The sequence below is a fragment of the Vibrio sp. CCUG 15886 genome, assembly GCF_028570825.1.
Taxonomy (GTDB): Bacteria; Pseudomonadota; Gammaproteobacteria; order Enterobacterales; family Vibrionaceae; genus Vibrio; species Vibrio vulnificus_B.
The window spans coordinates 74,331-84,267 of sequence record NZ_JAQQBT010000015.1 but is presented as its reverse complement, the minus strand read 5'-3'; the positions used below and the strand labels follow the sequence as shown (position 1 = coordinate 84,267).

The 9,937-nt window shown below is 46.7% G+C and carries 6 protein-coding genes, 2 tRNA genes and 1 pseudogene; 1 reads left to right on the top strand and 8 read right to left on the bottom strand.

Annotation, left to right across the window (positions count from 1 at the left end; genetic code table 11):
- From PQQ36_RS18740 to pncC, 8 genes are all read right to left on the bottom strand, one after another.
- Nucleotides 1-74: transfer RNA gene (locus PQQ36_RS18740), tRNA-Arg, on the bottom strand.
- Between the two features lie 29 nt (nucleotides 75-103).
- Nucleotides 104-195, bottom strand: a tRNA-Ser gene (locus tag PQQ36_RS18735).
- A 378-nt stretch (nucleotides 196-573) separates the two neighbouring features.
- Nucleotides 574-765, bottom strand: a complete 192-nt coding sequence (csrA, locus tag PQQ36_RS18730; protein WP_011079528.1) for a carbon storage regulator CsrA — start codon at nucleotides 763-765, stop codon at nucleotides 574-576.
- A gap of 91 nt (nucleotides 766-856) precedes the next feature.
- Nucleotides 857-2,044, bottom strand: coding sequence for an aspartate kinase (locus PQQ36_RS18725; protein ID WP_011151141.1), 1,188 nt, complete (start codon nucleotides 2,042-2,044; stop codon nucleotides 857-859).
- A 196-nt stretch (nucleotides 2,045-2,240) separates the two neighbouring features.
- Nucleotides 2,241-4,823: an alanine--tRNA ligase gene (gene alaS, locus PQQ36_RS18720; RefSeq protein ID WP_273662198.1), complete on the bottom strand. Its 2,583-nt coding sequence runs from the start codon at nucleotides 4,821-4,823 to the stop codon at nucleotides 2,241-2,243.
- A gap of 179 nt (nucleotides 4,824-5,002) precedes the next feature.
- On the bottom strand, nucleotides 5,003-5,464 hold the full coding sequence (gene recX / locus PQQ36_RS18715; RefSeq protein ID WP_273662196.1) for a recombination regulator RecX: 462 nt from the start codon (nucleotides 5,462-5,464) through the stop codon (nucleotides 5,003-5,005).
- 103 nt (nucleotides 5,465-5,567) lie between these two features.
- Nucleotides 5,568-6,617, bottom strand: coding sequence for a recombinase RecA (gene recA / locus PQQ36_RS18710; RefSeq protein WP_026130625.1), 1,050 nt, complete (start codon nucleotides 6,615-6,617; stop codon nucleotides 5,568-5,570).
- 133 nt (nucleotides 6,618-6,750) lie between these two features.
- Nucleotides 6,751-7,254, bottom strand: coding sequence for a nicotinamide-nucleotide amidase (gene pncC, locus PQQ36_RS18705; protein WP_108654373.1), 504 nt, complete (start codon nucleotides 7,252-7,254; stop codon nucleotides 6,751-6,753).
- Nucleotides 7,255-7,364: 110 nt separating this feature from the next.
- Between pncC and mutS the strand changes: the two are divergent.
- Nucleotides 7,365-9,909: pseudogene (gene mutS / locus PQQ36_RS18700) on the top strand (DNA mismatch repair protein MutS).
- Nucleotides 9,910-9,937: the final 28 nt, after the last annotated feature.

Below are 9,937 nucleotides of genomic sequence, written 5' to 3'. Positions count from 1 at the left end.
CGCGCTCGAGAGGATTCGAACCTCTGACCGCCTGGTTCGTAGCCAGGTACTCTATCCAGCTGAGCTACGAGCGCGCAATCTATCGTAAAACGATTCGCAAGAATGGCGGTGAAGGAGGGATTCGAACCCTCGATACGGGATAAACCGTATACTCCCTTAGCAGGGGAGCGCCTTCAGCCTCTCGGCCACCTCACCGTCTTGCGGAGGCACATATTACGATTTACCAAAAATAAGTCAAACATTTTCTTTGAAAAAATAGCGCAATACCGCTCAAGCGTTGCCTATTTAATCAATACGTGTGATTAATGAACTTTGTTGCTGTAAAAACAACCTTTAAGCAAGAAAATGACCTTATTGTCGTGCAATGAAATGCACGACCAAATGAGAAAATTATCTGAGCAATCACTTACGAAACTTTCTTGTGCTAAACATAAAGCTACCCCATCTTAAATTGCCAAGTTGGAAGTTGTTTCACCACCTTGCTTTCTCATCCCCGGAACAAAGCATTTAAGAAATTGCAGATATAAAAAAGGCTGACCTTTATGGCCAGCCTCTATCATTCAGAGATTAAGCTTAGTAGTTACCTGGGGTAACGTTGCCTTTCTCAGCCTGAATGCGCATGTAGATCTCTTCACGGTGTACAGAAACGTCTTTAGGAGCGTTCACACCAATACGAACCTGGTTGCCTTTAACACCCAGTACCGTTACTGTCACTTCGTCACCAATCATCAGTGTTTCGCCTACGCGGCGAGTCAAAATTAGCATTCTTTGCTCCTTGAGTAATCTCTAAATCTCTAGCTACGAGGCTATTATCCAACAAAAGTTATATTTTCGTAAACTACCATGTTTGTGAAAATTAACCTAAAAAGGCTTGTTTCTGCTGAATATTTAAGGCTTCGTTAGAACTAATATAAGCATCGTGCAGTATGTTTGCTGCCTGATCGACACTCTCAGGAGATACAACTAACATACTGGACAACGGCGTCACACATTGATGACGAATCGCTATACCTTGTGTTGTCAGTGCATCACATGCATGTTGCATCAATGAATTCGCTTCAAGACCGACGACGGTCAACAAGCTTACTGCTTCACTATTACGGATTTTATCGCTGAAAACCAGATCCAACTTAGCACAAGCATCCTGTTTTATCATGATACCTGCCCAATCTGCTTCTTCGATCACATTCCAAATTTCAATACCCAACATCTGACATTGCTTTGTCAGGCTGGATAAAGACTCTTTAGAGACCTTAATCATGGCAAGATCGCGTTGCAGTGCTATACCGCATACAGCTTGTGTGCCAGTTTCTCCTTTAACCAGACTCCCTTCATTAATCTCGAAGGTCGAAAGCACGCGCAGCGGCACTTCATTTTCCCAAGCGAATTGAACGCAAGGCAAATGCAGTACTTTAGCTCCTTTTCTGGCCATCTCTTCCATGGAAGGAAAATCGATAATGTCCAGCTTCTGAGCCGTTTTAACCACACGTGGATCACACGTATAAATACCATCAACGTCGGTAAAGATTTGACATTCATCAGCCGCTAATGCGCCAGCTAATGTCACGGCACTCGTATCGGAGCCGCCTCGACCTAAAGTGGTGATATCCCCATTTTCATTCACACCCTGAAAACCTGCGACAATCACGATCTGATCTTGTTCAAGTAGCTCGTTAATTGGCGTCGTATCAATGTGTTTAATCGTCGCGTCATTGTGCTGAGTATCCGTCACAATATTCGCTTGTGCTCCGGTAAGTGAGCGCGCTGCATAGCCTAATTTATTCAGCGTCATTGCTAGCAGTGCCATAGACACTTGCTCACCAGCAGAGAGCAAAACATCAAGTTCCCGGGCCGTAGGTACACTATCTACCTGCTTAGCCAAGTCCAATAGTCGGTTGGTTTCACCTGCCATCGCAGAGACAACAACGACAACTTGATTACCATCATTTTTCGCCTTAATGATGTGTTCAGCCACTGTATGAATTCTTTCAATCGAACCCATAGAGGTTCCGCCGAACTTTTGCACGATAAGGGATTTTTTCACCAGTCTTCACCTTCCCAAGACCAAAGTCTCATTCGGACCACTTCCTATTTGATCTGACAAATATTCCGCAGTAGTTACATAAAAAACCAAGCAGTGTAATTGGTCTGTTTAAATTTCCGCCAATTAAACCACTTGGTTGACACAAAAAAAATACGCTCAATCAAAAAAACTTTGATTGAGCGTTATGATTTATAAATTAAAGACGTTCAGCGATCCACGCGTCGACAGATGCCAGAGCTGAAGGTAGAGCCGAGCTATCGGTACCACCAGCCTGTGCCATATCTGGGCGGCCACCACCTTTACCACCCACTTGCTGCGCAACCATGTTAACGAGCTCGCCTGCTTTCACTTTTGAAGTCAAATCTTGGGTCACACCCGCGATAAGGCCCACTTTGTCATCAGCAACGTTACCCAACATAATGATGCCGCTGCCCATTTGGTTTTTCAGCTCATCCACCATGCCGCGCAGCGCTTTGTTATCAGCACCGTCAAGCTTCGCTACTAAGACTTTCACACCCGCAATTTCTTTTACTTGATCAATCAAATTTGCGCTTGCTTGTGAAGCCAACTTGTCTTTAAGCTGTTGAATTTCTTTCTCTAGCGACTTCGCTTTATTCGCTGCATCTTGAAGTTTCTCTTCAAACTTACGAGCTTGAGCGTCAATTGCCTCCAACGCAGCTTCGCCAGTTACCGCTTCAATACGGCGAATACCCGCCGCAATACCACCTTCTGAAGTGATCTTGAACAAGCCAATATCACCGGTATTTGATGCGTGAATACCACCACAAAGTTCGGTAGAGAAATCACCCATAGACAACACACGAACTTCGTCATCGTATTTCTCACCGAACAGCGCCATAGCCCCTTTCTGCTTCGCCGATTCGATGTCCATGATGTTGGTTTCAATGGCATGATTACGACGAATCTGAGCATTCACCAGACGCTCAACTTCTTTCAGCTCTGCTGCCGTAACCGCTTCTAGATGTGAGAAGTCAAAGCGTAAGTTCTCTGCCTTCACCAATGAGCCTTTTTGCGCTACGTGCTCACCAAGCACTTGGCGTAGAGCGGCGTGAAGCAAGTGCGTCGCAGAGTGGTTAAGTGAAATGGCAGCGCGGCGCTCAGCGTCCACGATCGCAGTAACTTGATCACCTTTTGCCAATACACCTTCAACCAACACACCGTGATGTGCAATGGCATTACCCAACTTCTGGGTGTCTTCCACTTGGAATAGACCGGATTCTGTTTTCAACACGCCGCTATCGCCACATTGACCACCCGATTCAGCGTAGAAAGGCGTTTCTTGCAGAATGACGATCGCTTTGTCGCCTGCAGAAAGCGTTGCGGTCTCTTCACCTTCAACAAACAGAGCAACCACATCGCTACGCTCTTGTGTTGAGGAGTAACCACAAAATTCAGATTGTGCGTCTACTTTGATTTTCGCGTTGTAATCGGTACCAAATTGACCAGCTTCACGAGCACGCTGACGTTGCTCTTCCATCGCTTTCTCGAAACCAGCTTCGTCGATAGTGAAATCACGCTCACGAGCAACATCGTTCGTTAAGTCAGCTGGGAAACCGTAAGTGTCATAAAGCTTGAATACCGTTTCACCATCAAGTTCTTTACCTTCAAGTGCATCGAGTGCTTCATTGAGGATCACCATGCCGCGCTCTAATGTGCGGCCAAAGTTTTCTTCTTCGATGCGAAGTACTTTTTCAACAACCGCTTGTTGCTTCTTCAGTTCGTCCGCGGCACTGCCCATCACTTCAGCCAATACGCCGACAAGTTTGTGGAAGAATACGCCTTGTGCACCTAGCTTGTTACCGTGACGAACGGCACGACGAATAATGCGACGTAGCACGTAACCACGACCTTCGTTTGAAGGCATAACGCCATCCGCGATTAGGAATGAACAAGAGCGGATGTGGTCTGCGATAACGCGTAGCGACTGGTTTGATAGGTCTTCACAACCCACGATCTCAGCTGTCGCTTTGATTAGCTTTTGGAATACATCAATTTCATAGTTTGAATGTACGCCCTGCATGATGGCAGAAATACGCTCAATGCCCATACCGGTATCAACAGACGGCTTAGGAAGCGGCTCCATCGTACCATCGGCATGGCGGTTGAACTGCATGAAAACGTTGTTCCAGATTTCGATGAAACGGTCACCATCCTCTTCAGGAGTGCCAGGACGACCGCCCCAAATGTGTTCACCGTGGTCATAAAAGATCTCAGTACAAGGACCACACGGGCCTGTGTCACCCATAGTCCAGAAGTTGTCTGACTCATACTGCTTGCCACCTTTTTTATCGCCGATGCGAATGATGCGATCAGCTGGCACACCGACTTTTTGGTTCCAGATATCAAAAGCTTCATCATCCGTTTCGTAAACCGTGACCAAAAGGCGATCTTTTGGCAGTTTTAGCGTCTCAGTTAGGAATTCCCAAGCAAAAGCAATCGCGTCTTCTTTGAAGTAGTCACCAAAGCTGAAGTTACCTAGCATTTCAAAGAAAGTATGGTGACGAGCGGTAAAACCTACGTTTTCTAGGTCATTGTGTTTACCACCTGCACGTACGCAACGTTGAGCCGTAGTTGCTCGAGTGTAGGCACGCTTTTCGGCGCCTAAGAAGCAATCTTTAAATTGGTTCATACCTGCGTTAGTAAATAGCAGGGTTGGATCGTTATGTGGAACCAACGATGAACTGTCTACGATTTGGTGTCCTTTGCTCTCAAAGAACTTGAGGAACGCGTTACGAACCTCATCAGTGCTCATGTACATGCAGCTCTTCCTGAAAATAGTCGAGTTAGAATTTTGCCGTATTGTAGATCATGCTTAAAGCTTCGACTAGTTTTCTTATGGAAAAGAGCGGATGAAATGAAAAAATCGTTTAATCGCGGGAAATCATGATTTCTTCACGAATGTGAGGAGAGAAAATTGGCAGGGAACTGACGGAAACATTATGCTTCATCGCTCAACGCATAGCGTATCTGTTCAAATGAAAAACCACGATATTGGAGAAAGCGAACTTGTTTTGCATACTCTTTTTGTTCTTTGGCCTTCACTCCGTTGAACTTTTTCATCGCAACGAATTTGGCTAACTCAAACCAATCTTGTGGCTCTTCCGCAAATGCATTTTCAACGACAGAATCAGACACTTGTTTAAGCGATAACTCCTGCCGTATGCGTCTTTCGCCATGCCCTTTTCCAACGTGTTGTCGAATTTGGCTTTTGGCATAACGAAGATCATCAAGATAACCATGTTCCAAGCAAAAATGCATTGCACTTTCAATATCTTGACTAGCATACCCTTTAACTGTGAGCTTTTGCCTCAACTCATACTGACCATGATCTCGTCGACTGAGCAGTTGAATCGCCGTGTCTTTGCAACTCATCATTGGCGGCGTAAAGCGATGATGCATCAGAACTCCTTAAATAGGGGGATAAGTAATAACAATGAATCCGAAATGGAAAATAGAAGAAAAAAGCCCTGCATTGCAGGGCTTAATAAAATAGAGGCTGAAATTAAAACTCTTCTTGCTCTGGCATTTCTTCGACTAACTCTGCCGATTCATCGCTGATGTTTGCTGAAGAAAGCAACAATTCACGTAATTTCGTATCCAATACTTTTGCTACATCTACGTTTTCTTTCAGGTACTTACAAGCGTTCGCTTTACCTTGGCCAATTTTGTCGCCGTTATAGCTGTACCAAGCGCCTGATTTTTCAATCAGCTTACATTTCACGCCTAGGTCAATCAGTTCACCTTCGCGGTTAAAGCCTTGGCCGTACATAATTTGAGTATTGGCTTCTTTAAACGGCGCAGCGATCTTATTCTTCACCACTTTGATACGCGTTTCGTTACCCACTACCTCATCACCTTCTTTGATCGCACCAGTACGGCGAATATCAAGACGAACAGAAGCGTAGAATTTCAGTGCGTTACCACCCGTTGTGGTTTCTGGGTTACCAAACATCACCCCGATCTTCATACGGATCTGGTTGATGAAGATACACATACAGTTAGACTGCTTTAGGTTACCCGTTAACTTACGCATCGCTTGAGAGAGCATACGAGCTTGGAGACCCATGTGCGAGTCGCCCATCTCACCTTCGATTTCTGCCTTTGGCGTCAATGCTGCAACAGAGTCGACAACAATAACGTCAACCGCACCTGAGCGAGCAAGAGCATCACAGATTTCCAATGCTTGTTCACCGGTGTCAGGCTGAGATACCAACAACTGGTCGATATTAACGCCAAGCTTCTTCGCATACACAGGATCCAACGCGTGCTCGGCATCGATAAACGCACAAGTTTTGCCTTCACGTTGAGCCGCAGCGATCAGCTCAAGGGTCAACGTGGTTTTACCTGAAGATTCTGGACCAAAAATTTCAACGATACGGCCCATTGGTAAGCCACCCGCACCCAGCGCAATATCCAGAGATAGTGAACCTGTCGAGATGGTTTCAACATCCATCGCACGGTTGTCACCTAGGCGCATGATTGAACCTTTACCGAACTGCTTTTCAATTTGACCTAGTGCGGCGGCCAGTGCCTTCTGTTTGTTCTCGTCCATTACTCTCTCCAGATAGTCACTCTCAGGTGATAGGTAATTATGTCGAAATAGGGTCGACAATGTTTGTCATGTTGGGGCTCATTATACTGTTGATTTGTACAGTGTCCACCCCTGTGTAAAAAAATTTCGCCTGTTATTGACGTTCACTGCCATTTTTCAGTAGCGCATCACACAAGACTTTTAAACTGTATTCAATCGCTTGTATGCGAACTTTTGCTCTATCGCCAGCAAAATAGCAAGTCTCACACCGTAGCCACCCATGCTTATCCGCAAAACCAAAACAAACAGTGCCAACAGGCTTTTCCGGGCTACCGCCGCTCGGCCCTGCAATGCCGCTAATGGAAACCGCGATAGTTGCATTCGAATGGGCTAAAGTCCCCAGTACCATTTCTTTGACCACCGCCTCCGAGACCGCACCAAAGTCGGCCAAGGTTTTTTCTGCCACCCCCAACATTTCTTGTTTTGCTTCATTGCTGTAAGTGACAAATGCACGATCAAACCAAGCCGAGCTGCCTGCGACTTCCGTAACTATGTTTGCAACGCCACCGCCAGTACACGATTCGGCGGTAGCCAACACTTCACCTTGTTGCAAAAGACGCTCACCCAGTTGTTCTGATAATTGTATTAGTGATTGCATGCCGATTTCCCTTTTCTCTCTTTTACACTATCAGTGATTCACGTATCCTAAGCCGCAAACAGTCCAAACTAAAGATAAAAACCGTGAAAGCTGAACAACAACATACCCCAATGATGCAGCAATACCTCAGATTGAAGGCAGAAAATCCCGATATTTTGCTGTTTTATCGCATGGGCGACTTCTACGAACTTTTTTACGATGATGCAAAGAAGGCGTCGCAATTGCTGGATATTTCTCTCACCAAGCGCGGTGCTTCGGCAGGAGAACCCATTCCGATGGCAGGTGTGCCATTCCATGCCGTTGAAGGGTATTTAGCCAAATTGGTTCAGCTTGGGGAGTCGGTCGCGATCTGCGAACAAGTTGGCGATCCTGCCACCGGTAAAGGCCCAGTAGAGCGCAAAGTCGTTCGTATTGTCACGCCGGGTACGGTAACGGATGAAGCTTTACTGTCTGAACGTTTGGATAACTTAATTGCCGCGATTTATCACCACAATGGCAAATTCGGCTACGCCACCTTGGATGTCACCTCTGGTCGTTTCCAATTGGTTGAACCTCAGTCAGAAGAGGCAATGGCTGCTGAGCTACAACGCACCTCTCCGCGTGAGTTACTCTTCCCAGAAGATTTTGAGCCCGTTCATTTGATGACAGGCCGTAACGGCAACCGTCGTCGTCCAGTTTGGGAGTTCGAACTCGAAACGGCCAAACAACAGCTCAACCAGCAATTTGGCACCAAAGACTTGGTCGGTTTTGGCGTAGAAAATGCGATGTTAGGGTTGTGCGCAGCAGGTTGCTTGATCCAGTATGTCAAAGATACTCAACGTACAGCACTTCCTCATATCCGCGCGCTTACTTATGATCGCCAAGATGACTCGGTTATCCTTGATGCCGCGACCAGACGCAATCTCGAATTGACTCAAAACCTTGCTGGCGGAAGTGACAACACGCTTGCTGCGGTTTTGGATCATTGTGCAACGCCGATGGGAAGCCGGATGCTGAAACGTTGGATCCATCAACCAATGCGCTGTATTACCACGCGAGAGCATCGCCTAGACGCCATCGCCGAACTGAAAGAACAAGCTCTATTTAGCGATATTCATCCTGTGGTGAAACAAATCGGCGATATTGAACGTATTTTGGCTCGCTTAGCACTCCGCTCTGCTCGTCCACGCGATCTCGCGCGATTACGCCATGCGATGCAACAGCTACCCGAATTGGCTCAAACGCTGTCTTCACTGGGCAATAGCCATCTCAAATCACTGGCCACGGCAGCCGCTCCAATGGATGATGTGTGTGAATTGCTCGAGCGTGCCATTAAAGAAAACCCGCCGGTCGTGATTCGCGATGGTGGGGTCATTGCCGAAGGGTACAGCGCTGATTTGGATGAATGGCGCGATCTTGCAGACGGTGCCACGGGCTACTTGGAAAAACTCGAAGAGGAAGAGCGTGATCGCCACGGTATCGATACACTGAAAGTGGGATACAACAATGTCCACGGTTTCTACATCCAAGTAAGCCGCGGCCAAAGCCATTTGGTTCCACCACACTATGTTCGCCGTCAAACGCTGAAAAACGCTGAAAAACGCTGAACGTTACATCATTCCTGAACTGAAAGAGCACGAAGACAAAGTTCTCAACTCAAAATCGAAAGCATTAGCCATTGAAAAGCAACTGTGGGAAGAGCTCTTTGATTTATTGCTACCTCACCTAGCCCGTTTGCAAGAGTTGGCAGCAGCGGTTGCACAATTGGATGTATTGCAAAATTTGGCGGAGCGTGCTGATACGCTGGATTATTGCCGCCCAAATTTGACCAAAGATCCAGTCGTTCACATTACCGCGGGTCGTCACCCTGTGGTAGAACAAGTCACTTCCGATCCCTTTATTGCCAACCCAATTGAACTGAACAGCCAACGTAAAATGTTGATCATCACCGGTCCAAACATGGGGGGTAAGTCCACCTACATGCGCCAAACCGCATTGATTGCTTTAATGGCGCACATTGGTTCTTACGTTCCTGCAGAATCGGCCACCATTGGCTCAATTGATCGCATCTTTACTCGAATTGGTGCATCGGATGATCTCGCGTCAGGTCGTTCAACCTTCATGGTAGAAATGACAGAAACAGCCAATATCTTGCACAACGCGACAGCAAATAGCTTAGTTTTGATGGATGAAATTGGCCGTGGTACCAGTACCTATGATGGTCTTTCCCTAGCGTGGGCAAGCGCACACTGGCTTGCGACTCAGATTGGGGCAATGACGCTATTTGCGACGCATTACTTTGAACTGACAGAACTGCCAAATCAACTCCCTCACTTGGCCAACGTGCATCTTGATGCGGTTGAGCATGGCGACAGCATCGCCTTTATGCACGCCGTACAAGAGGGGGCGGCAAGCAAATCCTACGGTTTGGCGGTGGCGGGGTTAGCGGGCGTTCCAAAAACGGTGATTAAAAACGCCCGTCAAAAATTGTCTCAACTTGAGCTACTCAGCGCAGAGGGTTCGCAGCCGAAAGCAAGAACGGTGGATATCGCTAACCAATTAAGCCTCATTCCAGAGCCAAGTGAAGTAGAACAAGCGTTGGCCAGCATCGATCCGGATGATCTGACCCCACGCCAAGCGTTAGAAGCCCTATATCGTTTAAAGAAAATGCTCTAACATTTTAAAACGAACATCACTAAAATGA

Coding starts and splice junctions, on each gene's coding strand:
- csrA (WP_011079528.1), bottom strand. CDS start 765: ATGCTAATTTTGACTCGCCGCGTAGGCGAAACACTGATGATTGGTGAC.
- alaS (WP_273662198.1), bottom strand. CDS start 4,823: ATGTACATGAGCACTGATGAGGTTCGTAACGCGTTCCTCAAGTTCTTT.
- recX (WP_273662196.1), bottom strand. CDS start 5,464: ATGCATCATCGCTTTACGCCGCCAATGATGAGTTGCAAAGACACGGCG.
- recA (WP_026130625.1), bottom strand. CDS start 6,617: ATGGACGAGAACAAACAGAAGGCACTGGCCGCCGCACTAGGTCAAATT.
- pncC (WP_108654373.1), bottom strand. CDS start 7,254: ATGCAATCACTAATACAATTATCAGAACAACTGGGTGAGCGTCTTTTG.